Source organism: Streptomyces sp. NRRL F-5650, assembly GCF_000721365.1.
GTDB lineage: Bacteria > Actinomycetota > Actinomycetes > Streptomycetales > Streptomycetaceae > Streptomyces > Streptomyces ardesiacus.
The window spans coordinates 20,246-45,555 of record NZ_JOGV01000019.1 but is presented as its reverse complement, the minus strand read 5'-3'; the positions used below and the strand labels follow the sequence as shown (position 1 = coordinate 45,555).

General features: G+C 69.7%; 25 protein-coding genes. 16 read left to right on the top strand and 9 right to left on the bottom strand.

Annotation, left to right across the window (positions count from 1 at the left end):
- Positions 1-4 precede the first annotated feature (4 nt).
- From IG88_RS0118980 to IG88_RS0118955, 6 genes are all read right to left on the bottom strand, one after another.
- Positions 5-256, bottom strand: a complete 252-nt coding sequence (locus tag IG88_RS0118980; RefSeq protein ID WP_030401704.1) for a hypothetical protein — start codon at positions 254-256, stop codon at positions 5-7.
- Between the two features lie 57 nt (positions 257-313).
- Complete coding sequence (locus tag IG88_RS0118975) at positions 314-1,240, bottom strand: type II secretion system F family protein (protein WP_031042302.1); 927 nt, start codon at positions 1,238-1,240, stop codon at positions 314-316.
- Positions 1,237-2,238, bottom strand: a complete 1,002-nt coding sequence (locus tag IG88_RS0118970; protein ID WP_031042299.1) for a type II secretion system F family protein — start codon at positions 2,236-2,238, stop codon at positions 1,237-1,239. Before IG88_RS0118970 ends, IG88_RS0118975 begins: the two co-directional genes overlap by 4 nt.
- 92 nt (positions 2,239-2,330) lie before the next feature.
- Complete coding sequence (locus tag IG88_RS0118965) at positions 2,331-3,638, bottom strand: CpaF family protein (RefSeq protein ID WP_031042296.1); 1,308 nt, start codon at positions 3,636-3,638, stop codon at positions 2,331-2,333.
- A complete protein-coding gene (locus IG88_RS0118960; protein WP_031042293.1) occupies positions 3,635-4,549 on the bottom strand; it encodes a hypothetical protein in 915 nt (304 codons plus the stop codon). Before IG88_RS0118960 ends, IG88_RS0118965 begins: the two co-directional genes overlap by 4 nt.
- 18 nt (positions 4,550-4,567) lie before the next feature.
- Positions 4,568-5,296: a hypothetical protein gene (locus tag IG88_RS0118955; RefSeq protein WP_031042290.1), complete on the bottom strand. Its 729-nt coding sequence runs from the start codon at positions 5,294-5,296 to the stop codon at positions 4,568-4,570.
- 540 nt (positions 5,297-5,836) lie between these two features.
- On the opposite strand from IG88_RS0118955, the gene IG88_RS0118950 reads away from it, so the two are divergent.
- From IG88_RS0118950 to IG88_RS0118935, 4 genes are all read left to right on the top strand, one after another.
- Positions 5,837-6,769 carry a hypothetical protein gene (locus IG88_RS0118950; protein ID WP_234332211.1) on the top strand — a complete coding sequence of 311 codons (933 nt, stop codon included), beginning with the start codon at positions 5,837-5,839 and terminating at the stop codon, positions 6,767-6,769.
- Positions 6,770-6,870: 101 nt separating this feature from the next.
- Positions 6,871-7,542 carry a hypothetical protein gene (locus tag IG88_RS38770; RefSeq protein WP_031042284.1) on the top strand — a complete coding sequence of 224 codons (672 nt, stop codon included), beginning with the start codon at positions 6,871-6,873 and terminating at the stop codon, positions 7,540-7,542.
- Positions 7,543-7,550: 8 nt separating this feature from the next.
- The gene (locus IG88_RS0118940) at positions 7,551-8,621 is read left to right on the top strand and encodes a hypothetical protein (RefSeq protein WP_031042282.1); all 1,071 of its coding nucleotides are present in this window, start codon (positions 7,551-7,553) and stop codon (positions 8,619-8,621) included.
- A gap of 20 nt (positions 8,622-8,641) precedes the next feature.
- Positions 8,642-8,947 carry a hypothetical protein gene (locus tag IG88_RS0118935; RefSeq protein ID WP_030401696.1) on the top strand — a complete coding sequence of 102 codons (306 nt, stop codon included), beginning with the start codon at positions 8,642-8,644 and terminating at the stop codon, positions 8,945-8,947.
- A 4-nt stretch (positions 8,948-8,951) separates the two neighbouring features.
- Here IG88_RS0118935 and IG88_RS0118930 read toward each other — a convergent pair whose 3' ends face one another.
- On the bottom strand, positions 8,952-9,548 hold the full coding sequence (locus IG88_RS0118930; RefSeq protein WP_031042279.1) for a hypothetical protein: 597 nt from the start codon (positions 9,546-9,548) through the stop codon (positions 8,952-8,954).
- 106 nt (positions 9,549-9,654) lie between these two features.
- On the opposite strand from IG88_RS0118930, the gene IG88_RS0118925 reads away from it, so the two are divergent.
- The 10 genes from IG88_RS0118925 (at position 9,655) to IG88_RS0118885 (ending at position 17,548) form a co-directional block, all read left to right on the top strand.
- The gene (locus IG88_RS0118925; RefSeq protein ID WP_031042277.1) at positions 9,655-11,004 is read left to right on the top strand and encodes a hypothetical protein; all 1,350 of its coding nucleotides are present in this window, start codon (positions 9,655-9,657) and stop codon (positions 11,002-11,004) included.
- Entirely contained in the window at positions 11,001-11,726 is a 726-nt protein-coding gene (locus tag IG88_RS0118920; RefSeq protein WP_031042274.1) for a hypothetical protein, read from the top strand. The genes IG88_RS0118925 and IG88_RS0118920 overlap by 4 nt, the downstream gene beginning before the upstream one ends.
- Positions 11,727-12,043: 317 nt before the next feature.
- Positions 12,044-12,355: a hypothetical protein gene (locus tag IG88_RS0118915; protein WP_031042270.1), complete on the top strand. Its 312-nt coding sequence runs from the start codon at positions 12,044-12,046 to the stop codon at positions 12,353-12,355.
- Positions 12,352-13,566, top strand: a complete 1,215-nt coding sequence (locus IG88_RS0118910) for a putative T7SS-secreted protein (protein WP_031042264.1) — start codon at positions 12,352-12,354, stop codon at positions 13,564-13,566. Before IG88_RS0118915 ends, IG88_RS0118910 begins: the two co-directional genes overlap by 4 nt.
- A gap of 33 nt (positions 13,567-13,599) precedes the next feature.
- A complete protein-coding gene (locus tag IG88_RS0118905) occupies positions 13,600-14,178 on the top strand; it encodes a hypothetical protein (RefSeq protein WP_031042262.1) in 579 nt (192 codons plus the stop codon).
- A complete protein-coding gene (locus IG88_RS0118900; protein ID WP_031042261.1) occupies positions 14,175-14,843 on the top strand; it encodes a hypothetical protein in 669 nt (222 codons plus the stop codon). Before IG88_RS0118905 ends, IG88_RS0118900 begins: the two co-directional genes overlap by 4 nt.
- A complete protein-coding gene (locus IG88_RS0118895) occupies positions 14,840-15,421 on the top strand; it encodes a hypothetical protein (RefSeq protein WP_031042259.1) in 582 nt (193 codons plus the stop codon). Before IG88_RS0118900 ends, IG88_RS0118895 begins: the two co-directional genes overlap by 4 nt.
- A 256-nt stretch (positions 15,422-15,677) precedes the next feature.
- Positions 15,678-15,920: a hypothetical protein gene (locus IG88_RS38765; protein WP_051851954.1), complete on the top strand. Its 243-nt coding sequence runs from the start codon at positions 15,678-15,680 to the stop codon at positions 15,918-15,920.
- A 154-nt stretch (positions 15,921-16,074) separates the two neighbouring features.
- Positions 16,075-16,413, top strand: a complete 339-nt coding sequence (locus IG88_RS43775) for a hypothetical protein (RefSeq protein WP_051851953.1) — start codon at positions 16,075-16,077, stop codon at positions 16,411-16,413.
- 454 nt (positions 16,414-16,867) lie between these two features.
- Complete coding sequence (locus IG88_RS0118885) at positions 16,868-17,548, top strand: hypothetical protein (RefSeq protein ID WP_031042256.1); 681 nt, start codon at positions 16,868-16,870, stop codon at positions 17,546-17,548.
- Positions 17,549-17,627: 79 nt separating this feature from the next.
- Here the strand turns inward: IG88_RS0118885 and IG88_RS0118880 are convergent, their stop codons facing one another.
- Positions 17,628-17,930, bottom strand: a complete 303-nt coding sequence (locus IG88_RS0118880) for a WXG100 family type VII secretion target (RefSeq protein ID WP_031042252.1) — start codon at positions 17,928-17,930, stop codon at positions 17,628-17,630.
- Between the two features lie 286 nt (positions 17,931-18,216).
- Here IG88_RS0118880 and IG88_RS0118875 point away from each other — a divergent pair, with 286 nt between their 5' ends.
- Together IG88_RS0118875 and IG88_RS0118870 are read left to right on the top strand one after the other, a co-directional pair.
- Positions 18,217-22,791 carry an FtsK/SpoIIIE domain-containing protein gene (locus tag IG88_RS0118875; protein WP_031042250.1) on the top strand — a complete coding sequence of 1,525 codons (4,575 nt, stop codon included), beginning with the start codon at positions 18,217-18,219 and terminating at the stop codon, positions 22,789-22,791.
- Entirely contained in the window at positions 22,788-23,513 is a 726-nt protein-coding gene (locus IG88_RS0118870; protein ID WP_031042247.1) for a hypothetical protein, read from the top strand. The genes IG88_RS0118875 and IG88_RS0118870 overlap by 4 nt, the downstream gene beginning before the upstream one ends.
- On the opposite strand, the gene IG88_RS0118865 is transcribed toward IG88_RS0118870, so the two are convergent.
- Positions 23,428-25,233 carry a serine/threonine-protein kinase gene (locus tag IG88_RS0118865; protein ID WP_031042244.1) on the bottom strand — a complete coding sequence of 602 codons (1,806 nt, stop codon included), beginning with the start codon at positions 25,231-25,233 and terminating at the stop codon, positions 23,428-23,430. The two genes, IG88_RS0118870 and IG88_RS0118865, sit on opposite strands and share 86 nt — an antisense overlap.
- Positions 25,234-25,310 lie beyond the last annotated feature (77 nt).

The following is a 25,310-nucleotide window of genomic DNA, read 5'->3' as shown; positions in this document are numbered from 1 at the left end:
GGCCTCAGCAGGTACCGCTCGCGTCGGCGCCCTCGATGCAGTCGCCGACCTTGGTGGCGCCCTTGTCCAGCGCCTGGCTGATGATGGCGGCCACGACGCCGACGATCGCGACGACGACCGCCGAGATGATCACCCACTCGACGGCGGACGCGCCGCGGTCGAGTTCGCCGGAGCGGGCGCGCTGCACGCGGCCCTGGAGGAAGGTGACCAGGAAGTCCACGGCCGGGATACCGGTGCGGAAGTTCCGTCCGTTCATGGTGATGTGTCCTCTCGAATCAGATTCTGGAAGCGGCTCGGAGCTGGAAGAGCTGAGTCACACCTGAAACACCCGCATCGCCGCCGGGTAGATCAGGAACACCAGGAACCCGGCACACAGCAGGAGCTGGGCCACGAGCATCGACTGGGACTTCTCACCCGCGCTGCCCTCGATCTCGGCGAGTTCGCGGTGGCGCATGGTCTCGGCCCGGGAGGCCAGGGACTCGCGGACCTTGGCGCCGTCGTCCGCCACCAGGGCGAGCGAGGCGGAGAGGTCCTTGAGCTCCTCGACGCCCAGGTCCTCGCCGAGCTGGCCCAGCGCCTGCCACTGGCTGATGCCCGTGATGCGCGCGTCGGCCAGGGCGTTGCGGATGCGGTGGGTCGCCCAGCCGTCCGACACCTCCGCCGCCGCCATCAGGGCCTCCGGCAGGCCCCGGCCGCCGGCCAGGCTCATGGAGACCAGGTCCAGGTAGGCGCCGATCACGCGCCGCAGGTCACGGCGTTTGTCGGCGGCGTCCCGGCGTACTTCCAGGTCGGGCAGGAAGAAGAAGAGCGCGGCGCAGAGCAGGGCCAGCCAGACCGGGATGACCGGGCTGTCGCCGAAGCCCAGTTGCCAGACGATGGCGAACAGGAGCGGGCCGAAGAACAGACCGCCCACGGCCAGCAGCACCTTGGTCGCCAGGAACTTCTCCCAGCTCCGGTCGAGGACCGCCAGGTCCGCCCGCAGCGAGCGCTGCTGCCAGCCCTGCTGCAGGTACAACTCGGCGACCCGGGCGCCGATCCGGGCGCGCAGCGAGTCCAGACGGCCGGTGCTCTGCGCCGTGCGCGACGACGAGGACGCGTACGCCGCCCCGCGCGCCCGCATCGCGTCGATCCGGGCGACCTGCTGGACCGGGCTGCGCCTGCTCGGCACCAGGGCGCGGACCAGGGCGTAGATCCCCAGGCCGATGACGGCACCGACCAGGACCGGCATTGTCAGGTTCATCGTCGTCCCCCCTCGTCCCCAGACGCCGGCGACGGCTGTGCCGGTTGCGGCAGGCGCTGTACGGGCTGCCCCGGCCGGCCCGGGGTGCCCGGCTGTCCCGGGGTGCGGGGCCGGACGAACTGGACGTCGGAGCTGTCACGGACCAGGAAGCGGTCCGGCGTCTCGATGGTGGACAGCTTGCGCATCCACCAGAAGCCGAGGGCGAACAGGCCGCACACGCAGGCCAGGACGAGCTGGCCGACGGGTGAGCCGTACGGCTCGACGAAGTCCCGGTTGAAGATGGACAGGCCCAGGACGAAGAGCACCGACACCGCGACGACGATCTGCACGGAGCGGCGGGTCGAGGCGCGCTGGGCCATCACGCGCTGGCGCATGTCGACCTCCTCGCGGGCCGACTTGGCGAGCGCGCCGAGGACCTGGCGCAGACCGGGGCCGCGCAGCCGGGCGTTGAGGATCAGCGCCGCGACGATGATGTCGGCGGACGCGTCGTCGATCTCGTCGGCGAGGTGCTGGAGCGCGTCGGGCAACGGGGTGCGCGAGCGCAGCCGGTCGACGAGGGCGTCCAGGTGGGGACGGAGGACCGGGGCGGCGGCGCGGGCCGAGGCGGGAATGGCCTGCTCCAGGCCGACCGCGCCCGCGATGGTGTCGCGCAGCGACTCCGTCCAGGAGGCGAGCGCCTCGACCCGCTTCATGGCGGCGCGTTCCTCCGCGGCGCCGCCGAAGAGGCGGTCCCAGAAGAAGACGAGGACACCGGCCGCGATGCCGAGCACCGCCCAGCGGGTCAGCAGCAGGACGACGAGACCGACGATGACCGCGGCGGAGCCGCGCCGGCCCGCCCAGCGGATCAGCTCGTTGACGCGCTCACTGGCCTGCCGCTTCTCGTGCTCGGGCTTGGCGGGCAGTCCGCGTACGGCGACGAGGAACAGGGCGAGGCCGCCGCCGACGGCGACGCCGCAGCCGAGGGCGTACAGGACCGTGGCGGAGAACAGCCCGCCCATGGAACCGAGCGAGTCCAGTGCCGCGAGCGTCGTGTTCGAGGGGGTCGCGGGGATCGTCAGGGTCGCGGGGATCGTCATCTCCATCTGCCCCTTCACCCCCACGTTCCGTTGGGCCGGTAGCCGTGGGCGATGAGTTCCTCCAGGCAGGCGATGGGGGCGTGCGGGACGACCTGGCCGTCGGCGGTCTCGGCGAACACCTCGCTGGACAGCACGCGGCCGTCGACGCCGTTGACCTCGCGGACCGAGGTGACCATGCGCTGGAGGCGGCCGCCGCTGTGGAAGTCGTTGCGCCGCTGGACGAAGACGACGAAGTTGACGGCGCCGGCCACCAGCATCTGGCTGGCCTCGATCGGCAGCCGCTCGGTCGCCTGGAGGGCGTACGTGGAGATGCGGTTGAAGACCTCGTGCGAGCTGTTGGCGTGGATCGTGGAGAGCGAGCCGTCGTTGCCCTGCGACATCGCGTTCAGCATGGTGACGATCTCGTCGCCGAGCACCTCGCCGACGATGACGCGGGAGGGGTTCATACGCAGGGAACGGCGGACCAGTTCCGCCATGGTGATGGCGCCCTGGCCCTCGGAGTTGGGCAGCCGCTCCTCGAACGCCACGACGTTGGGGTGGAGTTCGGGGAAGGTGTCGAGGCCGAGTTCCAGCGCGCGCTCGACGGTGATCAGGCGTTCGTTCGGCGGGATCTCGTTGGCGAGGGCGCGCAGCAGCGTCGTCTTGCCGGCGTTGGTGGCGCCCGCGATCATGATGTTCTTGCGGGCCCGGACCGCGCAGGCCAGGAAGTGGCCCAGCTCGGGGGTGAGGGTGCCGTTGCCGACCAGGTCGGAGATGAAGACCTTGCCCAGGCGGGCGCGGCGGATGGACAGCGCCGGGCGCCGGGCGACGTCCATGACCGCCGACAGACGCGAACCGTCCGGCAGCCGGAGGTCGAGCTGCGGGTTGGCGGAGTCGAAGGGGCGGGAGGACAGGCCCGAGTAGGCGCCGAGGATCTGGATCAGCTCGATGAGTTCCTCGTCGGTCTCGGCGACCGGCTCGCCGCGCACCTCGCGCCCGTCGGAGTAGCCGACGAAGACGTGGTCGCAGCCGTTGATGTCGATGTTCTCGACCTCGGGATCGTCGAGCAGCGGCTGGAGCCGCCCTACGCCGAACAGCGCGGCGTGCACGGCCGCCGCGTACGCCTCCTCGGTCTCCGCGTCCGGCGGCGTGCGCCCGGCGTTGATCTCGGCGCGGGCGTACTCCTCGAGTATCTGCGCGATGACGGCGCGGGCGTAGTGCCGTTCGTCCTCGGTGGACATCGGGGGGACGCCGGCCGCCTGGTCCTGGCGGCGCTGCTCGGCGATGCGGTCACCGGCGTCCTGCCGGAACCGCTTGACCAACGAGTGGTCGACAGCGGTCATCGGCCGGCCCCCGCGTGGCCGGACATGCCGGCCGGACCCGCCGAACCGGGACCGGCGTGACCCGCGGGTCCGGTACCGGTACCGGGAACGGGTCCGGGACCGGTGGGCATGGACCATGCGGCGCCGAACTGCTGGTACAGGTCCGAGGTGACCTTGCGGGCCGACCGGATGAGCAGCGACTTCTCCAGCCGTCCGCGCCTGCGCCCGGCCAACTGGTCGGCACCGGCCGGGTCGTCGGCGATCGTGCCGACCACGCGGGCGCCGGTCTGGGCGTGCACCAGCATGTCGTTGACCTGGCCGGAGAGCTTGGCGGCGTTGTTGGTGTCGGCGACGAGGACGACGCCGACCAGCGGCAGGCCGAGGCTCGACGCGCCGCGCGGTCCGCCGTGCAGCTTGTTGGACAGGGCGGCGGCCCGGTCGCGGACCCGGGCGATGGCCTCCGGCTCGGTGCGGGACAGCAGGAGGACGAGGGCGGCGTGCGGGAACAGCTCGGTCACCGGGGAGTCCCCGCTGACGCGTCCGCAGTCGGCGATGACGTCGGCGGGCGCGTTCGGGGAGTCGGCGAGGGAGGCGAAGGCCCGGCCGAGCGTGGGCCACAGGCCCGCGAGCCCGGCGGCCTGCTCGGCGATGCCGAGTCCGACCAGCACCTCCAGGCCGCCGCTGAGCGGCTGCACGTGGTCCCAGAGCTGGTCGGGCACGAGACCGCGTCGGGCGGTCGCGGCGATCGACAGCATGCCGGTGTTGGGGTTCAGCGGTCCGCCGTGCGCGGCGGCGGACCGGTACACCAGGTCGCCGCCCGCCGGGTCGGTCTCGGCGAGCAGGACACGGCGCGGCCAGACCGCCGCGAGGGCGACGGCCGCGGTGGTGACGCCGGGGGAACCCTTGTCGGCGGCGAGGGCGATGAGGGCCATGGCTTCTTCGGTCGCCTTCTACTTGGCGGTGATGCGCACGAGGGCGACCTCGCCGGCGGACGAGGCCGAGGCGAGGGCGGCCGCGTCGCCTTCGTCGACGAGGAGGGTGATGGACTTGCCGCCGGTGCTCACGGTGGCGTCGCCCTCCCCCTTGACGCTCTCCACCGAGGCGTTGGCGATGAACCCGTTGCCGGAGGAAGAGGACGAGGAGCCCTTGTCGGACGAGTCCGAGCTGCTGGAGCCACTGGAACCGCTCGTGCCGACCCGGTACGCGGCGACCGTGTCACCGCTCTTGATGTCCGCGTAGTACTGACCGTCCTTGAGCGCCAGACCGACGGACGCCTTGCCCTCGGGCATCTGCGCCTTGGCGCCGAACATCTCGCCGACGACGACGGTGCCGCTGTAGATCGTCGACTTGGCCTGGAGCTTCATCAGGCTCGCCCGCTGGTCCCAGGGCACGAAGTGGGCGCCGGAGTCGTCGTTGACCATGACGACCTTGATGTTGTCCTCGGTGATGGACGCGCCGGGCTTGATGTCCGCGGTCACCTGGATCGCCTCGACCCGGTCACCGACCTGCAGCACGAGCACCGTCGCGCCGAGCGCGCCCAGCAGGATCAGCAGCACCGCCAGCGCGGCCAGCGCCGGTTTGCGCTCGCGAGGAGGGCTGGGAAGCCGGTCACCGACCGACGGCTGAGCCGGAGCCGCGGAACGTCCCGCGCCCGCCCCCGTACGCTCCTGGATCTTCACGCAACCGCTCCCCGTACAACCAAGAAAATCGTCTGCCACGTACCCACTCGGGCGCCGATCGCCCAAGTAAGCGGAATCATCTGCACTTTCGGACACTTCGCCCGCGACCGCTCGACCAGTGGCGTCCCGGGACAACCCCTGACGCACCCGCCCGACCCGGGCGAATATCCGGCAGTACGGCGAGTGTCAAGCCATGGCACCGTATCAGCCGCACATAAGCCCCTCAAGGCACGTCCACTCCTTGCCCCCTCCCCCCGCGCACCATTACTCATCTGCAACTTCGCACCCTGGCAGGCCCCTTGAGCACCGCCCGCCGAGCGGCCACCCCCACTGTGCTCGCGCGAACCACGGACGACCAGAGCCGGACGCCGTCCGCGTGCCCTTCGTCACGCTGCGCCCATCACCCCTGCACGATTCACTCACGAGGGAGCCGGCCACCCGTGCCATGATCTTCGCTCGGACCGGTGACGGGGCGGGCACGCGGTGAATTACGCAGACGGAGCGGGGAGAGCAGTGGGGGAAACGGTGGGGCTACTCCCGGTGAACGGGGCCGCGCTGTCGGCCGATCCGAGAGTGGCGGAGGCCGTACGCGCCATCGGCACCCGTCACGGCGTCGACTACACCGATGACGCGGCAGTGGCGGCCATGCTGGCGGAGCGGCGGCAGGCGTTGCAGGCGACGCAGCGCGGACCACTGGCCTGGTGGGGAGCATCGACCCTGACAGTGGGGATCGTCTGGGCGTTCATCGGCCCGATACTTCCGGCGTTCGCGGACGATCCGGTCCTGGCAGCCGCTCCGGCCGGTCCCCTCCTCGTCGTCGCCGTCGCGGCCCTCACATTCGTATGCGTTCGATGGAAGCGCGAGTTGACCCACCCGGTACTCGCCGGCTATCGCGAGACACTGGGCGTCGCCCGTGCCCACGGGATCCCCGTCACACACATACCGGCATGGCTGGAGGGCCGGTCGTCGACCGGAGGCGGGAAGGGTGCCGCCCCGGTACCGACGTATCCGCCGGTACAACCGGCCGCCGTGCAGGCACCACCTGCTCAGGCAGAGCCGGAGCGGGCCATCAACCCACCCGATGACGAAGGCCCGGACAAGCACACCGCTGCCAAGCCGTCGGCGCCCGCCCCCGCCGTACCCGTACCGCCGAAAACCTCGAAGGTCGAGGACTACGAACGCATGGCAGACGTAGGCGGCTGGCACGACGAGACAGGCTGGCTCCTCGTTTTCGCCGGCGTGATCGGCGCCGCCTGGGCCTACTCCGAAGACTCCCCGATCGGATTCGCCGCCGTCTTCCTCGTCCCCGTGGCCGTCTTCGTCTGGCTGGCGGGCAGCCGCCAGGGCCGCGAGAAGAACGAGCTGCGCGAGGAGGCCCTGAAGTACGTGAAGGCGTTGGAGGCAGCACAGGAGGCGGGCGCACGCGTACCGGAACTCTCTCCGCAACTGCGCGCGCTGGTCGACACGGACTGACCTGTTGACGGTTCCTTCGGCCATTCACCCTGGCGAAACCAGGAACCCCCTGGATACCGTCGTTGGTCTCGACCGCACTTCTGTCTCACGGGGAGTCCACTGTGAAGCGCCGCTCTTTGCCCGTTGCTGCCGCGCTCGTCGCCTCAGCAGCCCTGCTGCTGACGGCCTGCGGGGGCGGGGACGACAAGTCCAGCGACAACGACAAGATCGCGGGGGCCGACCAGGCGACGAAGACCCCGAAGGAATCCGCGACCCCCTCGACGGCACCGGCGGAGGACAAGCCGGACGGCGTGGACCTGTCCCTGCCGAAGGACATGAACCTGGTCTTCGACTGGAAGAAGCCGGAGGCCAAGAATGAAGCAGCCGCCATGGAGGATGCGGCGAACTTCATCCGCGCGATCTATCGGGGCGTCGACAAACGCACGGCCAAGGACGCCGCCGTGGCCGCCTACGCCACCGGCGACGGGCTGCACTACGCCGAGACCCAGATCAACAGCCGCATCGACGGCGGATGGACATCGACCGGTACTCGACGTCACTACGACGTCGCCACTCGATCCGCCTCCAACGGCAACTCGGTGGAGGTCGCTTTCTGCGTGGACTCCAGCAAGTTCTACGGGAAGGAGGTCAAGACCGGGAAGGTTCTCAAGAGCGAGCCGAGCATCGCAGACTTCGACCACTTCGAAATCATCATGGTCAAATACCCCACCGCCGACAGCCTCTGGCAGGCCTCCAAGGTATTCGTAGAGACGAAGGCGAAGCAGTGCCAGTGAATGATGCAGTGCGTACTACGTTGGGCGTCGGCACAGCGGCACTGATACTGGCCTTCGGCACGGTCGTCCTCGGTGCGCCGGCCCACGCCGCAGAGCCGACCGCGAACGACCAGGGCGCCGGGACGAAAGAGGGTGGAGGCCGGGACCGTTCCGGCATCTACGCCGCCGTCAGCATCCGGTACTCCGGCTCCGTCGCCCCCAACGGCGGCCCCGGCAATGTGAGGTCCGCGGACGTGAACTGGTCCCCGCCCCCCTGCTGGTACGCCCCTTACCTCGGCGCCAAGGACTTCAAGAAGAAGATGTCCGCCGAGATAGAGGAGGCCGCGAGCGCCCCCGGGATGACAGGAACCCCAGGGGCGGCGATCGCCCAGACCAAGTCCCACTACGAGGACGGGTTCGGCTGGGAGGACCACCCCGGGTACGAGGACTACAACGTCGAAAAGGACGGCGAGGGCATGTTCTGGGCCGGCGTCGCGAATCCCGACGAACCCGACTTCCTCAAGCGGAACTCCTGCACCGAACTCCCCTTCTGGGTCGACAACGGCGAAGCCCCGCCACCCCAGTACGAGGAAGCCATCACCCCGGAGATACTCGCCGCCCTCGCGTACCAGCACATGGAACTCCCCGGCACCAAGGTCACCCTGGCCCCTGCCGCGGCCACCAAGGTGAACCTGCCTACCTGGGCCTGGCTCGACCAGGCCGACTTCCACGAGGTCCAGGCCACGGCGACCCTCGACGCCCCCGGCCTCAACCTGTCGGCGACGACCACCGCCAAGCCGGTGTCACTCAGGCTGGAGCCGGGCACCCCGGACGCCGAGACCTACCCCCCTTCCGGCCAGTGCACGATCGACGGCGGTGCCGTCGGCGAGCCCTACGCCCAGGGCAAGGCCGACCGCACCCCGCCCTGTGGCATCAAGTACCTCCGCTCCTCGGGTGATGGCACCTTCAGCCTCAAGGCCACCATCACCTGGGACATCGCCTGGACCGGAACCGGCGGCGCGGGCGACGACCTGCCCGACGGCACCTTCGAGAACGCGCAGGCCGTCACCGTCCAGGAGATCCAGTCGGTCAACCGCTGAACACCACACGGAGCAGACGCATGTCCTTCCTGAAATTCTTCTCCGACGAGGTCAAGGAGATGGCGAAAACCCTCGAGAACAGCGGCGGCCGCATGAAGGAGGCGTCACAGGAAATGAAGCGGGCGGACTCCAGCCAGGTCGGCCACTCCGACCTGCAGTCAGCCTGCGACGACTTCGCCGATTCGTGGGACTACGGATTCGGGCAGTTGTCGAAGCTCACGAAGGGCGTCTCCAAGTTCGCCAACAAGGCGTCCGAAGAATTCCTCAAGATGGATCAGGCGCTCTACGACGAACTCAAGAAATCGGCGGCGCAGGCCAAGAAGTGAACGCTCACGTCCCGACCCGTGGCGGCCACTGCACGCCCGCGGCGGCCAGGCGGCCGAGATGTGTGCGTCTACGCTGTCGCGTCACACCGAGGCCGACGAGGTAGAAGACGAAGAAGGCCACCCAGATTCCCACCGCGATGAGTACGTTCTTCACCGAGTACCCCGGGAAGATCAGGAAGATCGCCATGACGACCGGCAGGATGAGGATGTTGCTCAGGACTCGCGGGTTGTACCGGCCACTCGCCTCCACGACCATCTGTGAGTAGAGAAGCTCTACATGGGGGCGCGCTTCCGGGACAGGTGTGAGACCGAGCCCCGGCCGCATGCCGGGGAGAAGGAACCCGCCATGAGCATCCCGCGGGGCCGCCTGGAGAGCGGCGGCCCGCTCACGGGCGTCCGGCATGCGGACGAACAGGAAGAAGGGATTGTTCAGGGCCGCGTTCCCGGGGGCGTGTCCGGAATAGCGATATCCGTAGCTCTCCGCCACGTACGCGAAGGCCGCGAACTTCTTCAGGCCGGGGACATGCGGCCTTACCACGAACTCGCCCGCCTCCTCCGCGACAGCCTTCATCAGCTCGTTGAGGAGATGCCGTTCGTCCATGACCGTCTCCTTCTCGGGCTCGTACGTGGGGCGGCCCCATCGTGACATACGGGTGCCGCTGGTAACTTACCGGCTCAGCCAGCACAAAAGCACGGGGAGAAGTCCGATGAGTTCCGAAAAATACCCGAATCTGGGGTTCGATCCAGCACCGGGTGATCTCGAGGCCGTCCGGGATCTGGTGAAGGCGGTGGGCCGTGTCACCAGCGGCAGCGACACGGCCCAGACGGAGCTGAACAAGATGGGAACCGCGGACGGCATTTGGGCGGGCAAGGCCGCCACGGTGTTCCAGGACACCTACGCGCCCGTTCCCCCGTATCTGAAGAAGGCCCTGGGGTCCCTGGACGCGGCTCACCGGGCCCTCAGTAGCTGGGAAAGGCAACTGGACGGATTCCAGTCCAGGGCGAGGAAGCTGGAAGAAGAAGCTGCGGAGGCCGTTGGCAGGGTCAACTCGGCCCAGAGCGCCGTGGATTCGCTGCCCTCCTCCACCGCGGGTCTGTCGGACGAGGAAGGGAAGAAGCACGAGAAGGAGGCCAAGGAGAAGAAGCAGTCCCTGGAGACCGCGACCGGCGAGCTGTCTGCGGTCCGCAGCCGCGCGTACTCGCTTCAGAGCGAGCACGGGCAGGCGGCGGCCGACGTGACGCGCCTGGTCAAGGGCGCCGCCGACGACGCGCCTCCGGAGCCGGGCTGGTTCGAGGAGGCTCTGGACGCGGTGGGCGATCTGCTCTCGGACGCCTGGGACACCATCACGGACCCGAACTTCTGGAAGCTGATCGGCGACATACTGGCGGACATCGCCATGGTCGTCGGCGTTCTCGCGATCTTCTTCTCCGGCCTGGGGGTGGCCGCCTTCGTCATCGCGGGGCTCGCGCTCGCCTTCCACCTGGCCGCCAAGGCCGGCGGGGCCGACGTGACGTGGGAGACCATCGCTTGGGACGCCGTCGGCGTGTTCGCCGGCGGTCTCAGCCTGGCCGGAGCGCGGCTCGCTCAGTCCGGCCGCGCCCTCGTCACCGCCGGGCGCGAACTGCGGCTGTCTTCCGGCTTCATGAAGGCCCTCGGCAACGTGCGGTTCGGCAACATCCTCAACGGCCTGCGCGGGCTTCCCAGTGGCGTCGCCAACTCCGCGCGAGGTCTGGGCATGGCCGGCAAAGGATGGTCCTTCGTCGCCGCCGGTACCGCTGTCGACAAGGCTGCGACGTGGGCCGGTGCCGCGCTGGGCATCGGCTCCAACATGCACAACGGCACCTGGGACCAGGGGCGGTGGACGGACGGCGAGTTCAAGATCGGCGACATTCCGGTCGTCGGACCGTTCATGGACTATTTCGGCGCCACCGACGACGGCAAGGTCATGGCACCCGGGCCGGCGTCCCCCACCTTCGACGCGCAGAGCGCCCTCAGCTCGTCGGGCGGCACCTTCACCAAGCACCTCGACCCCTCGCAGTTGGGTACGGCCGCATGAGCGCGGTGTCCCACGGCCCGACCGGTGACATCGAGCGCGACGCGGCCGCTCCGTTCCACTACGCCTTCCACCACGACGTCCCGGACGAGTTCGTCCGGCTACCGGAGCCCACCGAGTCCGACGGCTGGCGCGAGGCCATGGCGGAACTGCTGCCGGGGGCGGACGCGGAGGCACGGGACGCCGCCAGCGAGGGCCTGCGCCGCCAGCTTCCGCTGCTGAGTGCCAGAGAGAACGTGCTGCTGACCGCCATGTGCATCGGCACCGAGGAAGTGGACGGAGACGAGCGGCTGTCCATGGGCCTGCTCGCGGTCACCGTCCGCCCCAGCGGGCACAGCCCCGCCCAACGTCTGTTCACCGCCGAGGGCATCTATCAGGCGACGGCAAAGAAGTTCTTCTCCGACGTCGCCGAGGACCGTCTGGAAGAGATCAGCTTCCCGCTGGGAGAAGGTTTGCAGGGCCCGCAGGACATACTGCTCGCCACGAAACTTCCGTGTGGCCCAGGGGTGATGTCGACGTCCCTGCGCACGCTCCGACTGCCGGACATCGAGGCCGGGATCGCCGTACCGCCCCTTCCGATGGCAGCCCTGCAGCTGATCGTCCCAGCGCCGCACAGCTACTGCGTCTACGTCACCATCTCCACGCCGTCCGTCTTCCTGCTCGACTCCTACAGCGCACGCCTGGCCCACATCGGCCGCACGCTCGGATTCGGTGAGCCAACCTGAAGCGCCGCCACGCTGACCGGCGCTTCGTCACGGTCTTGTGTGTCCACGGCCACACAGGCGCATCCTCCGCGAATTGCCCTGCCTTCCGGCGCAATTGACTCTGGCGATCCACGCCCCACGCCTATACCGTCAGTACCCTTGATCACCCTTGTGTCCCACGGGGAGTCCACTGTGAAGCGCCACCCCTTACCTACTGCCATCGTGCTCGAGGCGGCAGCATCGCCACTCACGGCCGGTGGCGACGAGGATCACGGATCCGGACCAGCGGCAGGCACTGGCCTGCGCAGGACTCCACGGCGATCAGGGGGACAAGCGTCATGAGCGACAGGACACGAGCAGATCTCGAAATCATACGAGACTGTTCCGACTCACTGTTCCGAATACACCGCGAGTTCAAGGAGCACGGGAACCCCGCCGAAGAATACAGCGACGAGCTGGGCAGCAAGGACCTGCGTGACGTTTTCGGAGAGTTTTCAGACACCTGGAAGAAGACTCGAAAGAAACTCATGAAGGACATCGAGAACCTGGCGAAGTTCACCAAGACCGCAGCGGACACGTACGACGAAGTCGATCACAAGCTTGCCGAGGCCCTCCGGGATGCACGCAAGAAGTCGAAGGGGAAGAAGTGAGTTCGCGGCCACGCGATTGGGAACCTCTCCACGACGGCGACCCCATACCCGGAGACCCCTATGAGGTCGCCGGACTCGGCAAGAAGCTGCGCAAGATGGCAGACGAGATCGACAAACAGTCTCGAAACATCAGAGCCCTGTCGTCCGTGGACGGATGGGACAGCGACGCCGGGCGCGCCTTTCACGAGATAGCGGACGGCGCCTCGGGTCGCCTCAAGCGAGCGTTCGATCGCTATGACGAAGCGGCCAAGGCGTTGGGTACGAAGGTAGTCGACGGCGAGGAATCGAAAGAGTACGCCAGCGAGTTGCATCGGGCCCAAAAAGTCGCCGACCAGGCCCTGCAGAAGTACCGAGAGGCGGAGTCCGATCACAAAACCGCCATCAGCGACCTCAAGCAGTACGAAGGGACCGTTCCGTCACGCGACGACGTGACGGAACGTACTCGTCTCGAGAAGAAACGTGACGCCGCTATGGGTGTCATCCGCGAGTGCCACAGCGAAATCGGACGAGCCAAGATCATACGTGACGACGCAGCGAAAGCGGCTGCCAAGCACATCAAGAACATCGTGCATCACGACGGCGTGCGCGATCCCGGCGGCATCATGAACTTCCTCGCCGACTGGGCCGACAGACTGTCCAACGTCTCAGCGATCCTGTCCGTACTGGCAGTTGTATGCGCCTTTGTACCACCACTCCAGGTACTGGCTCCGATCTTCGCGGGCCTGTCGGTTGTCACGAGCGCCCTGGCCTTGGCAGGGCACGTCTACGACATGACGGTGCGCGGCGGCAAGTTCAGCGCGACACGACTGTTCTTCGACGCCCTGGGCGTGATGCCGGGGCTGGGAGCACTGAAGGGGTTCAGCGCCCTCAAGGGACTCAAGGGACTGTCCAAGCTGCGCGGTATACGGTTCAGTGGCAGCGCCGCAATGGAGGGTGTCACCTTCAAGTTCTTCAACGGTATCGCCGTCAACACGGTGAACAAGATCCTCACGAAGGCCGGGAAGCCCGTCATCGCGGGTGAAAAGCTCACTGCTGCCATCAAAACAGGCGGTTTCGCCAGCGCCATGGTGAAGATCTTCACCGGTCATGACGGCAAAGCGACCGGCGACCCGGGAGACCCCGGAGTCCCGCCGAAGGTCAAGCCAAGCCCCTCTCCCCAGCCGACTCCCATGCCGTCGCCCGCACCCTTCCACACTGCCCTGGCCCGGTAGCCCACGACCCGCCACACGAGGAGAACGACTTCGATGCCGGCAGAAGACCACGAGCTCGGACCGGACGAGTACAAGGCCCGCGGCAACATTGTCAGGAAGATGGTGCCTGGCGAAGTACTGTCCCGCGTGCCGGAAGCGCGGGAACTGGCACTCTCCGAGGGAAGACGGCTGCACTACGACTTCCTTGATGACACAGCCGTCCTCAAGCTTCTGCGCCTTCGCCACTTGGACGACGTGAAGCTGCACAGCGCAGGAATGAAGCTAGGTATTCCTTCCGCGCTGATCATCGCAGCCTTGTTCGTCTACTGGGGCGGCTACGTCCAGTACTGGGAATCAACGAAGTCCCAGAACCTGTACTACGCGGCGTGCGGTGCGGTCCTTGCCGTCATCGTCCTGCTCTACGTCATCTCACTCACCCGCCACTGGGGAAACCGACCGCGGCAGAAGATGCGTGCCCGAGCGGCCGCCTACCGGAAGATCGCGCACGTCGCTGCGGAGCACGGCGCCGAGTTGCCCGCCTTCTACCCGCACTACGGCGCCTACCCCTTCGCCGCCACCTTCCACGCCGACGCGGCGGAACTGGAACTGCCCGATGGAGCGACCTCGCGATGACTACGGCCACCTCGGAGAACGGACTTGCCTCGGTGTCCGAGGGCGAGGCGGTCCACGTTCGTTGGATCATGCCCGAGGGCTTCTTCGAGTTGCCCATGGATGTGGAATCCATCGACGAACTCGCTGATGAGCTGATCTCTCTGGCCCAGCAGGTGATGCCGGACGCGCCCGAGGACATGCAGTACCAGTGGGCTGCTCTCTGCGCGGGCAACTACGACGCCTTCGTCGAGGGCGGGATCCAGTACGCCGGATTCGTCATCACAGAGGTCGACGGCACACGCTGCACGGCCACGGTCCATGTCTCCATGACGGAGCTCGCGGACGAGGCCCGACTGCGCCCAATCCTTGCCACGGCCGGGGCGCTGCGTGACCTCGTTCAGGGCGAAGTCACGGAAATCGACCTTCCTTGCGGTCCCGCGGTGTCGGTGATCGGCGCCCGGCAGTCCGTCGTCGACGCGGCGCTCGCCCCCTCCGGGCATGACGAACCGTTCTGGACGTCGTTCATCCAAGCTCACGTCCCACTGCCCAACGGCACTGTCGTCGTGCTCGAAATGGTGACTCCGACGCAGGAAGGGTGGGATGTCTTCTCCGCCATGTTCGCCGGTATCCTCAAGTCCCTCTGCTTCTTCGACGACAAGGGCACGCCCGTGGGGCTCGGCACGTGACGACGACCCGACGAAGCCGGCCACCGGACGACTATCGGCTCCTCGTTCCTCGTGACTGGTTCCGCATCGACCTGATGGCCGACCGATGGCGACCTCAGTTGAAGAAGTTCGTCGACCAACAGGCAACACGCAGGCATCTGTCCACCGACGCCGGTCGCGAACTCTGGGCCTCCTTGCGCAACGCTGTGGAGACCGGTGTGTCCCAGGGAGCTCTGGAGCTCTACCTGCGAACGGATGTCGTCGCCGGTACGGGCGCCCCGGCGACTCTGATGGTCTCCCTGCTGCCCATGCGAGATGTGCTGCGAGCCTCACCGGAAGAATTCGCCCAGGCTTTGCGGGCCCGGGAAGAGGGCGGGGCGACCGTCTCCGTCTCCAGCTTGCCGGCCGGACCCTGCGTACGCGTCGCCACGACGACGGCACTTGACTATTACGTCGAGATGCCGGGCGGGGCTGGCTACGTCCTGCTCTCGTTCACCGTCCCGCTGAGTGGTGTACGAAGCCCCTTGGGTGAGCTGTGCGAGGCCATGGCCGGCTCCCTGCGTTGGATCCACAACGCCGCACCACAGGAACAGCAGTGACCTGGAAGCCGGGCCCCGGGTGAGACGCTCCCGGATCGAACCCCAGATTCGGATACTTGGACGAACCCACTTCTCCCCCTGCGTGTCACTGTGCGTCCCTGTCTGTCCCTGTGTGTCGAACGCCTCCCACCGCAGGGAGCTTGCCGGCCCAGTGACAGGAAGCTACCCGTGGGGCGTGTGGTTGCACCCTCTCGCCGATCACACGGTAGCGGCGTCCTGGCGTTGTGCCACGACCCGGTCTCAGGAGGTTGGTCCGATGTTCCTGCAGCCCCAGCTCAGAGCACTGCTGCGGGACGGCGCCCAGGGTGCCGAACGCCACGACGTCCGCAGCCTGCAGCGGTCGTGGCGGAAGTTCGCGGCCTTCGCCTACGTCGCCGAGCAGTGCGGCTACCGGACGCACCACAGCGAGCGACATGGAGCGCCCAGCACTACCCCACCGCACCGGAAGGGGGCCCTCTGCCCGGCATGCGCCCCGGGAGCAGCCGCCTGCGGCCACTGACCGAGACACAGCGCGACGTCGACCTCCTGCACGTCCGCATAAGGCTGCCGAAGCCTTCCGTGAGCAGTTCCACGACGACTTCCGGCCCAAGGTCAACGACGCGCGCGACTCGTTCACCGACGCCGGACGTACCCTGGACGACCGGGCGCGCTACATGCGCGAGCAGCAGGCGTATGCGGAGAAACTGGAGAGTGAGGCGCAGGCCTCCAAGGACAAGGCGGCCGGCCTCCAGCGTGAGCTGGACGGCATGCCGCCGAAGCCTGGATTCGCCGAGCGGCTGGGCGACCAGACGCACGAGGAGAAGGCGAAGCGGGAACGGCAGGAGGCGGCGCCATACTCTCCGGACTCGTCGGCCGCCGGCTTGTCCTTCCGGGCCTGGCGGTCGCACTCGGACTGTTGTGGCTGGTCGCGGTCCACACTGATCAGCGACCGGTCCTGCTGCTCTGTTTCCTCCTCTCCGCCGCAGCGCTCTTCGTCGTCGGCCTCTTTCTGACCCAGGACCGCACTCTGCAACAGCGGGGCTCATGGATCGACGCCGTTGTGGCGTCCACGGAGCAAACCCGGGTCAACTCGTCCTGCGAGCTGCGTGGGTACGACGGCGCCGTGGTCGCGGGCCCGGCCGGTGGATGCCGTGACGCACGGCCCGGGGATCGGGTCCGAGTCTTCCACGACCCCGAGGGAGAGGCGCCATCCAGTTGGAGCGCGCCGCACCCCCCGGGTGGGCCTTGGCGGCGGCCGGCGCAAACGTCGCCTTCACCGGGTGTGTGCTCCGCGCCGCCGTCCTTGGCGTACGCCGGAACCGTGAGTCAATCGAATGGCGGTCCAGTGTGCTGCGTGGCCTTCCTGTTCCGCCTCCACCGCGGGAGCCTCCAGCCCTTCAGTGACCGACCGCCGGATACGCTCTTGTACAACTGGGCCCGACCCGCTTGCAGCTGAAGGGATGTGTCGTGAACTCCAGGAGCGAGCAGCGCGTGATCGCGGACCGCCTCGGTGTTCACGCCGAGGCCTGCGAGTGGTGCACGATCGACAAGATCCCGCAACCGCCGGCGGACGTGCTCGAGGCTGCTCAGAACCCCCGGCTCCGGCCCGGAAGGCTACGGCCGTTGGGCATGGTCGGGGCAGCCCTGGCCGTGTTGTTCACGCCCCTCGTCCTGCTGTTGACCCTCCTGTCCAATGCGGAGGAAGCGCTCAAGCGGGCACTCGCCACCAAGGAGGAGAAGGAGCGACTGCGCGTCAAGGACGACGATGACAGACGCCGCGACGCCATCACCGCCGAACGTGGGCTCGACCAGGTCTTCGACGGGAACTGGTACGGCGCAGCGGGTCAGTTCCTGCTGGGTTGGTACAGGAACTCCACCCACCACCAACGACTGGTCGTCGCGACGGAGGACGGCATCGTCCTCGCGGCTCCGCCTCAGCGTGTCACCACGGGCAGGGAGAAGCGGATGGAAGTCGTCGCTCGTCTCCCGGCCGCCGAAGCCAAGCTGGTGGACCCCTTCAACGGCGAGTTCGACACACGCATGGTACTGATCCGCTACCGGGACGGCTCCTGGCTGCGCCTCGACACGGAGGAGCCCCGCAGCAGCCTCCACACCTATCTGCTCCGCCAGCCCCTGGCCGACAACTGACGCTCCGGCCTACGCCGTTCCGTCCTGGCGGGTGCCCGGCGCGCGGACTCGTGCCGGCGCGCCGGGCATCGAGGAGGCGTTACTTGCTCCGCGCCTGCTTGGCCAGCTCCTCGTCGATCTGCTCGAACTTGTCGGCGGCCGTGGTCAGGTAGTCGCCCATGCCGTCGAGGCCGTCGAGGGTGTCCTTGGCGCCCCGGGTGAACTCGTCGAAGTTGTCGTCGAACGCCTTGGAGGAGGACTTCGTGACGTAGCCCGACTCGACCAGGTTCGCGATGTACTTGCGAAGGCCGTCGAGCTTCTCCTGGAGCTTTTCCTTCTCCTTCACGACATGCTTGGCAGCTTCCCGCATGTCCTGATATGTGATGTCAAGGTCCTTGGCCATGAAGCCGCTTCCTCTCACAACGCCGCAGGGCCAACCCCCGTGGCTCCTCGTTTGCGGACCGGACCGGCGCACCGGTCGGGCCGGTCGCACGTGGCGACCGGTGTGATCGTCCGCTCTTGAGGCAGCAGCTTACGGGGGAGGCCACGGGTGTCACATCCCTGCGTTGCCAACGGAAACGACCAGTCACCGCCCTGTTGCCGGACCGCGACACCCAGCGGATATCGTCGCCTGGACTGTGCACCGTGGTGTGGAAGCGGCCGCAGTGGCTCGCCCGGGGAGGACAAGCGTGCGACTGACCCTGACCGTCGTCGATCCGTACGGCGGTCGCACCGCCGACGTCGTGCTCGACGCCGATCCCGAGTCCACCGTAGGGGACATCGCCGCGGAGCTGGCCAAGCAGGTCGGGGTCGCCGGGGCCCAGGTCATTCCGATCGGGCACCAGGGCCAGGCGGGGTCCGGTGGCGCGCCACTGGTCTACGTCGACGGGTACGCCGTCGATCCGTCCGCCACGGTCATCGGGTCGCCGCTGCGCGAGGGCGCCGTCGTCAGTCTGCAGGATCCCTCCGGATGTCTGCCCGGGGAGCCCGGCGGGCTCGTGGAGTTGCGGATCGTCGGCGGCCCGGGGGCGGGGTTCGTGCACCGGCTCGGCGTCGGGAAGTACGACGTCGGAAGCGGTCCGGCCGCGTACGTCCGCATCGATGACCCCGAAGTCGACGCCCGCGCCCTCACCCTCTCCGTCGCCGCAGACGGCACCTGCAAGGTCGCCGTGCACTCCGACAAGGAGGGCGTCACCCTCGACGGGGAGTCCGTCAAGGACCGGGAGGAGGACGACTGGCCGCTCGGGGGACAGATCGCGGTCGGCAACTCACTGGTCGAGCTGGCTCGGTACACGCCGCCCAACGCCGCGCTCAAGTGGTCCGAGGACGGCGTTGGACTGGACTACAACCGCCCGCCCCGCCTGCGTCCGCCCGAGCGGCAGACCAGCTTCCGGCTGCCCTCGCCGCCCCGCGAGTACGAGGCGCGGCCGCTGCCCTGGCTGATGGCGCTGACCCCGCTCGTGGGCGCCGTGGTCGCCGTGCTGGTGTTCCAGCGCTGGTACTACCTGATCATGGCCGGGCTCAGCCCGATCCTGCTGTTCGCCAACTACTTCAACGACAAGAAGCACGGGCGCAAGTCCCACGCCAAGCAGGTCAAGGAGTACGAGGAGCAGAAGGCGCGGATCGAGAAGGACGCGCAGGACGCACTGGTCGCCGAGCGGGACGACCGACGGCAGGCGATTCCCGATCCGGCGGTCGTACTGTCCATCGGGACCGGGCCCCGGACCCGGCTCTGGGAGCGGCGGCGGACCGACCGTGACCACCTGCTGCTGCGGGTGGGGACCGGCCGGCTCCCGTCCGAGGTCGTGCTCGACGACCCCGAACAGGACGACCACCGGCGACAGGTCACCTGGAAGATCGAGGACGCGCCCGTCGCGCTGTCCCTGCGCGGCCTCGGCGTCGTCGGCATCGCGGGCCCCGGGGACTCGGCACGCTCACTGGGGCGCTGGGCCGTCGCACAGACCGCCGCGCTGCACAGCCCGATGGACGTGCAGTTCTACGTGCTGAGCGAGAACTCCGCGCGCAGTGAATGGGACTGGGTGCGGTGGCTGCCGCATGCGCGGCCCTCCGGGGGACAGGACGTCAACGTCCTGATCGGGACCGACGCCGAGACCGTCGGCGCCCGGATCGGCGAGCTGACGCAGATCCTCGACGCCCGCAAGAAGGCCGCCGAGCAGAAGGGCAGCAGCGCCCAGGGGACCAGTTTCACCGACCCGGACATCGTGGTGGTGTGGGACGGCTCGCGCAGGCTGCGGTCGTTGCCCGGCGTCGTACGGCTGTTGCGTGAGGGCCCCGCCGTGTCGATGTTCGCGGTCTGTCTCGACGCCGAGGAGCGCTTCCTGCCGGGCGAGTGCCAGGCGTTCGTCGTCGCCGAACCCAGGGCCGAGGAGCGCGGGAAGCAGCGGGACGAGCAGGCGCAGCCCGCACAGCAGGCCGCGGGAGGCTTCCCGTCCTTCCAGGCGTGGCACACCAACGCCCCGGCCGAACCCGAGCGGCGGGCCCGCGCCGAGAAGCTGCGGCTGCGGGTCGAGGAGGCGGGGGTCGAGCGGATCACCGACGTGCGGCCCGACTTCGTCACGCCCGCCTGGTGCCTGCGGCTGGCGCGTTCGCTGTCCGCGCTGCGCGACATCAGCGGCGAGACCGAGGACTCCGCACTGCCCGGCGCCAGCCGGCTCCTCGACGTGCTCCAGCTCGAGCCGCCCACGGCCGAGGCCATCAGTGCGCGGTGGCGGACGGGCGGCCAGTCCACGATGGCCGTCATCGGCGAGTCGTACGACGGGCCCTTCGGCATCGACATGCGCAAGGACGGGCCGCACGGGCTGATCGCCGGTACGACCGGTTCCGGCAAGTCCGAGCTGCTGCAGACCATCGTGGCGGCCCTCGCCGTCGCGAACACGCCGGAGAACATGACCTTCGTCCTCGTCGACTACAAGGGCGGCTCCGCGTTCAAGGACTGTGTGAAGCTGCCGCACACCGTCGGCATGGTGACCGACCTCGACGCGCACCTGGTCGAGCGCGCCCTGGAGTCGCTGGGGGCCGAGCTGAAGCGGCGCGAGCACATCCTCGCCGCCGCCGACGCCAAGGACATCGAGGACTATCAGGACCTGGTGAGGAGAGACCCCTCGCACGCTCCGGTTCCCCGACTGCTCATCGTCATCGACGAGTTCGCCTCCATGGTGCGGGACCTGCCCGACTTCGTGACCGGGCTCGTCAACATCGCCCAGCGAGGGCGCTCCCTCGGCATCCACCTGCTGCTCGCCACGCAGCGGCCCAGCGGCGTGGTCTCCCCCGAGATCCGCGCCAACACCAACCTCCGCATAGCGCTGCGGGTGACCGACGGCGGCGAGTCGTCCGACGTCATCGACTCGCCCGAGGCCGGGCACATCTCCAAGAACACCCCGGGCCGTGCCTACGTCCGCCTCGGTCACTCCTCCCTCGTCCCCTTCCAGTCGGGACGCGTCGGCGGCCGTCGGCCCGGCGCGGCCGACCCGGCCGCGCTCGCCCCCTGGGTCGGCCCCCTGGACTGGGAGGATCTGGGCCGGGCGGCGCTGGCCAAGCCCAAGACCGAGTCCCGCGAGGACGACGAGATCACCGACCTCAAGGTGCTGGTCGACGCGGTGCGCGACGCCAACCGGTCGATGGGCATCCCCGCCCAGCACAGCCCCTGGCTGCCGGCCCTGGACGAGACGCTGCTGCTGGACGAGATCGAGGTCCCGGCCCTCGCGGGCGCCGCCCCGGGCAAGCTGCCGCCCGCCCCGTACGGCATCGAGGACCTGCCCGCCGACCAGGCCCGCCGCCCGGTCGTCGTCGACTTCTCGAGCTTCGGGCACCTGATGATCGGCGGTGCTCCGCGCAGCGGCCGTTCCCAGGTGCTGCGCACCATCGCGGGCTCACTGGCCCGCACCCACTCCACCGCCGACGTCCACCTGTACGGCATCGACTGCGGCAACGGCGCCCTGAACGCGCTGACCCGGCTGCCGCACTGCGGTGCGGTCGTGGGCCGCAACCAGACCGAGCGGGTCGTACGGCTCGTCAACCGGCTCAAGGGCGAGCTGTCGCGCCGTCAGGACCTGCTGGCCGACGCCGGATTCGCGGACATCGGCGAGCAGCGGGCCGCGGTGACGGAGGAGGAGCGGCTGCCGCACATCGTCGTGCTCCTGGACCGGTGGGAGGGCTGGGTGCCCACCCTCGGCGAGGTCGACCACGGCTCGCTGACCGACGAGTTGCAGACCATGATGCGCGAGGGCGCCAGCGTCGGCATCCACCTGGTCCTGACCGGCGACCGCACGCTGCTCGTGGGGCGCATCGCGACCCTCACCGAGGACAAGTACGGTCTGCGCCTGGCCGACCGCAGCGACTTCGCCACGCTCGGCATCCCGTCCCGCAAGGTGCCCGAGGAGATCCCGCCGGGCCGCGCCTTCCGCAACGAGGCCGGTACGGAGACGCAGTTCGCACTGCTCTCCGAGGACACCACCGGCCAGGGCCAGGCCGCGGCGATCACGGCGATCGGCGAGGCCGCCGCGGCGCGCGACGCCGACGTCCCGCGCGCCCGGCGCCCGTTCCGCGTCGACAGTCTGCCCAGCCGGATCGCCTTCCCGGAGGCCTGGGAGATGCGCGACCCGGAGGCGTCCCGCTCCAAGCTGTGGGCGCTGATCGGCATCGGCGGCGACGAGATCGTCGGCTTCGGGCCCGACCTGGCCGACGGCGTACCGTCCTTCGTCATCGCGGGACCGGCCAAGTCGGGTCGCTCCACGGTGCTGATGAACGTGGCCCAGTCGCTCCTCGCCCAGGGCACCCGCCTCGTCGTGGCGGCGCCCCGCCAGTCGCCGGTGCGCCAACTGGACGGAGTGGAGGGCGTGCTGAAGGTCTTCACGGGTGACGACATCGACGAGGACGAGTTCGAGGAGCTGATCGACGAGGCGAGCCTGGAGGAGCCCGTCGCGGTCCTCGTCGACGACGGCGAGATCCTCGAGGACTGCGACGCCGAGAGCCAGATGAAGAAGATCGTCTCCCGGGGAGCCGAACGCGGCCTCGCCCTCGTCATCGCCGGTGACGAGGAGGACGTGTGCAGCGGCTTCTCCGGCTGGCAGGTCGACGCGAAGAAGGCCCGCCGCGGCATTCTGCTCTCCCCGCAGGAGTCCTCCAGCGGCGACCTCATCGGGCTGCGCATCTCACGCCAGATGGTCGGGGGCCAGGTCACGCCGGGCAAGGGCATGCTGCACCTCGGCGACGGGGAACTGCGGACGGTCGTGGTCCCGGGGTGAGTGGCCGGGGTTCCAGCCGGCCCGGGCGGCGGCGGGCCGCAGGTCCCGCCCTGCGCTACGAGCACCGGCGCGACGGGCGGCCCTCCGCCGGTGAGAACGGCTCCCGGCGTGCGGGCCCTGGCCGGCTGGTCGGCTGCCTGGGTGCCGTCGGCGTCGTCGCCGCGTTCCTCGTTCTCCTGCTGCCGCTGGTCCTCGTCGACATGCGGTGGGGCCACCGGGCGTGGGGCGGCCTGGCGCCCGCGTGGCCGGGCGGCGGATACGCCTTCGGGGCGACCCTGGGCGCGCTCCTGCCGCTGACGTTCGCCGCCCTCGTGGCACCGCTGACCCGGATGAAGTGGCGTACGGGCAGGCTCCGTTCACTCGCCTGGGCCGTCGCCGCCCTGCCCGGGCTGGTGGCCGGCTGGCTGGTGCTGGGCCTGATCGGCGCGACCTGGCGGCCCAAGGACCGCCGGGACTGGGACGGCGTCTGCGACCGCCGGGGCGGCGCCTGCTGGGTGCACGAGCAGTTCCCGTACCTGTGGGGCGTGGGACTGGCGGCCGCCGTCGCCGTGACCGCCGTGCTGGTCGCGTTGATCTGGCGCTACGGCATGCGGGAGGAACCCTCGCCGGGCGACGCCGCCTGCCGCACCACCCCAGCTACCCGATCTTCGACAGCCGTGCCTCCGGGCGCCCCGACTCCTCGCTCTGCGACGCGTAGTCCAGGTCGTCGCCGACCGGTGTGAACGTGACCGTGGTGGGCGCGGGATTGCAGCCGTCGTGGTTGTCCTGCGCGCCGACGGAAGCGGCGACGATCTGCTTGTCCGTCACCTTCTTGAGGGTGATCACGTCGACGCAGACGCCGCCCAGCGCGTCGGTCTGGCGGAGTCGGCCCAGTTCCTCGCCGATGTCCGCCTGCCTGAGGGTGATGCGGAAGGTGCCAAGCGGCAGCTTGCCGCCCAGGGCGGCGGCCTGGCCCTCCCAGGTGCCGACGTAGCGGCCGGGCAGGAGACCGGCGGTGGCGGCGGGCGGACCGGGGGTGCGGTCGGCGCCGCCCGCGTCGTTCGCGTCGCTGCCCGAGCCCGGCAGCAGGTCCCGGACGAACACCGACCCCACCGTCACCGCCACCAGCGCACCCGCCACCGCCAGGGCCACCGTGCAGCTCAGCCGCCGGCCCCGCCCTCCCGTGGCCTGCGTCGAGGTGGCCGCGACGGAGAGCGCCAACCGGCTCGGACGGCGCGCCGGATCCGCACCGCGCTCCCGCCCCCTCGGACCGGGGACCGACGGGGGCGAGGCCGACGGGGACGGAGGCGAAGCGGGCCAGGACGAAGGCGAGGGCGAGGAGGAAGGCGAGGGCGGGAGCGAGGCCGACGACGGAGGCAAGGGCGAGGGCAGGTCCGACGACGGAGGCAAGGGCGGCGGCGAGGCCGAGCCCGGCGACGGTGCGGGCATCGTCGGCGGAGGCCCGAAGGCACCGGCGGCCACGGGCGCCGCGCCGCCGTCCGCCGTGACAGAGGAGCGGCTGAAGCCGACCGGTCCGGACCCCTCCCCCTCCTCCGGTTCCGGATCGGCCGCCTCCAGCCCGAGGAGCTGCACGGCGCTCCGGCTGACCCGCTCCACCAGTGCCCCCGGCAGCCAGCCGCCGCTCACCAGACGGGCCGCGCCCTCGGGGGCCAGGTGCCGGGCGGCCTCACCGGGGGCGGGGCGGGCGGCCGGGTCCTTCGCCAGGCAGGCGGCGACCAGCTCGCGCAGCTCCCCGTCCAGGCCGTCGAGCCGGGGCTCCTCGTGGACGACCTTGTAGAGCAGCGCGGCCGAGGAGTCCCCGGGGAACGGCGGCCGTCCGGTCGCCGCGTACGCCAGTACGGCGCCCAGCGAGAAGACGTCCGCCGCCCCGGTGACGCCCTGGCCGAGAACCTGCTCGGGCGACATGTAGCCGGGCGAGCCGATCGACACGCCGGTCGAGGTCAGGGAGGCCGTCCCGTCGGTGGCCCGGGCGATGCCGAAGTCGATCAGCAGGGGCCCGTCGAGGGTGAGCAGGACGTTGGAGGGCTTGACGTCGCGGTGGACGAGGCCCAGCTCGTGCACGGCCGCCAGCGCCTCGCCGAGGCCCGCGCCGAGCACCCGGACCGAGTGGGCGGGCAGGGGGCCGCCGTCCCCGACGGCCGCCGTGAGGGAGGGACCGGCCGCGTACGCCGTGGCGACCCACGGCACGCGCGCCTCGGGGTCCGCGTCCAGGACGGGCGCGGTCCAGGCGCCGCCGACCCGGCGGGCGGCGTCCACCTCGCGCCGGAACCGGGCCCGGAACTGCTCGTCCAGCGCGAAGTGCGGGTGCACGACCTTCACCGCGACCGTGCGGCCCCCGGCACTGCGGCCCAGGTAGACCCGGCCCATGCCGCCGGAGCCCAGGCGGCCGAGCAGCCGGTAGGGCCCCACGGCGGTGGGTTCGTCGTCGTCGAGCGGCCGCATGGCGCCACCCCTCCCCCGTACGCCGGCCGGTACCTGCCAGCAGGGTAGTGGGCCGCCCGGGCCGGGACGCCGGTCGT

What these genes read in the sequence shown, in the direction of transcription:
- IG88_RS0118965 (WP_031042296.1), bottom strand. Translation starts at nt 3,638, where the DNA reads ATGACCGCTGTCGACCACTCGTTGGTCAAGCGGTTCCGGCAGGACGCC.
- IG88_RS0118905 (WP_031042262.1), top strand. Translation starts at nt 13,600, where the DNA reads ATGCCGGCAGAAGACCACGAGCTCGGACCGGACGAGTACAAGGCCCGC.
- IG88_RS0118930 (WP_031042279.1), bottom strand. Translation starts at nt 9,548, where the DNA reads ATGGACGAACGGCATCTCCTCAACGAGCTGATGAAGGCTGTCGCGGAG.
- IG88_RS0118970 (WP_031042299.1), bottom strand. Translation starts at nt 2,238, where the DNA reads ATGGGCGGGCTGTTCTCCGCCACGGTCCTGTACGCCCTCGGCTGCGGC.
- IG88_RS0118925 (WP_031042277.1), top strand. Translation starts at nt 9,655, where the DNA reads ATGAGTTCCGAAAAATACCCGAATCTGGGGTTCGATCCAGCACCGGGT.
- IG88_RS0118900 (WP_031042261.1), top strand. Translation starts at nt 14,175, where the DNA reads ATGACTACGGCCACCTCGGAGAACGGACTTGCCTCGGTGTCCGAGGGC.
- IG88_RS0118935 (WP_030401696.1), top strand. Translation starts at nt 8,642, where the DNA reads ATGTCCTTCCTGAAATTCTTCTCCGACGAGGTCAAGGAGATGGCGAAA.
- IG88_RS0118915 (WP_031042270.1), top strand. Translation starts at nt 12,044, where the DNA reads ATGAGCGACAGGACACGAGCAGATCTCGAAATCATACGAGACTGTTCC.
- IG88_RS0118980 (WP_030401704.1), bottom strand. Translation starts at nt 256, where the DNA reads ATGAACGGACGGAACTTCCGCACCGGTATCCCGGCCGTGGACTTCCTG.
- IG88_RS38765 (WP_051851954.1), top strand. Translation starts at nt 15,678, where the DNA reads ATGTTCCTGCAGCCCCAGCTCAGAGCACTGCTGCGGGACGGCGCCCAG.
- IG88_RS0118960 (WP_031042293.1), bottom strand. Translation starts at nt 4,549, where the DNA reads ATGGCCCTCATCGCCCTCGCCGCCGACAAGGGTTCCCCCGGCGTCACC.
- IG88_RS43775 (WP_051851953.1), top strand. Translation starts at nt 16,075, where the DNA reads ATGCGCGAGCAGCAGGCGTATGCGGAGAAACTGGAGAGTGAGGCGCAG.
- IG88_RS0118920 (WP_031042274.1), top strand. Translation starts at nt 11,001, where the DNA reads ATGAGCGCGGTGTCCCACGGCCCGACCGGTGACATCGAGCGCGACGCG.
- IG88_RS0118975 (WP_031042302.1), bottom strand. Translation starts at nt 1,240, where the DNA reads ATGAACCTGACAATGCCGGTCCTGGTCGGTGCCGTCATCGGCCTGGGG.
- IG88_RS0118880 (WP_031042252.1), bottom strand. Translation starts at nt 17,930, where the DNA reads ATGGCCAAGGACCTTGACATCACATATCAGGACATGCGGGAAGCTGCC.
- IG88_RS0118865 (WP_031042244.1), bottom strand. Translation starts at nt 25,233, where the DNA reads ATGCGGCCGCTCGACGACGACGAACCCACCGCCGTGGGGCCCTACCGG.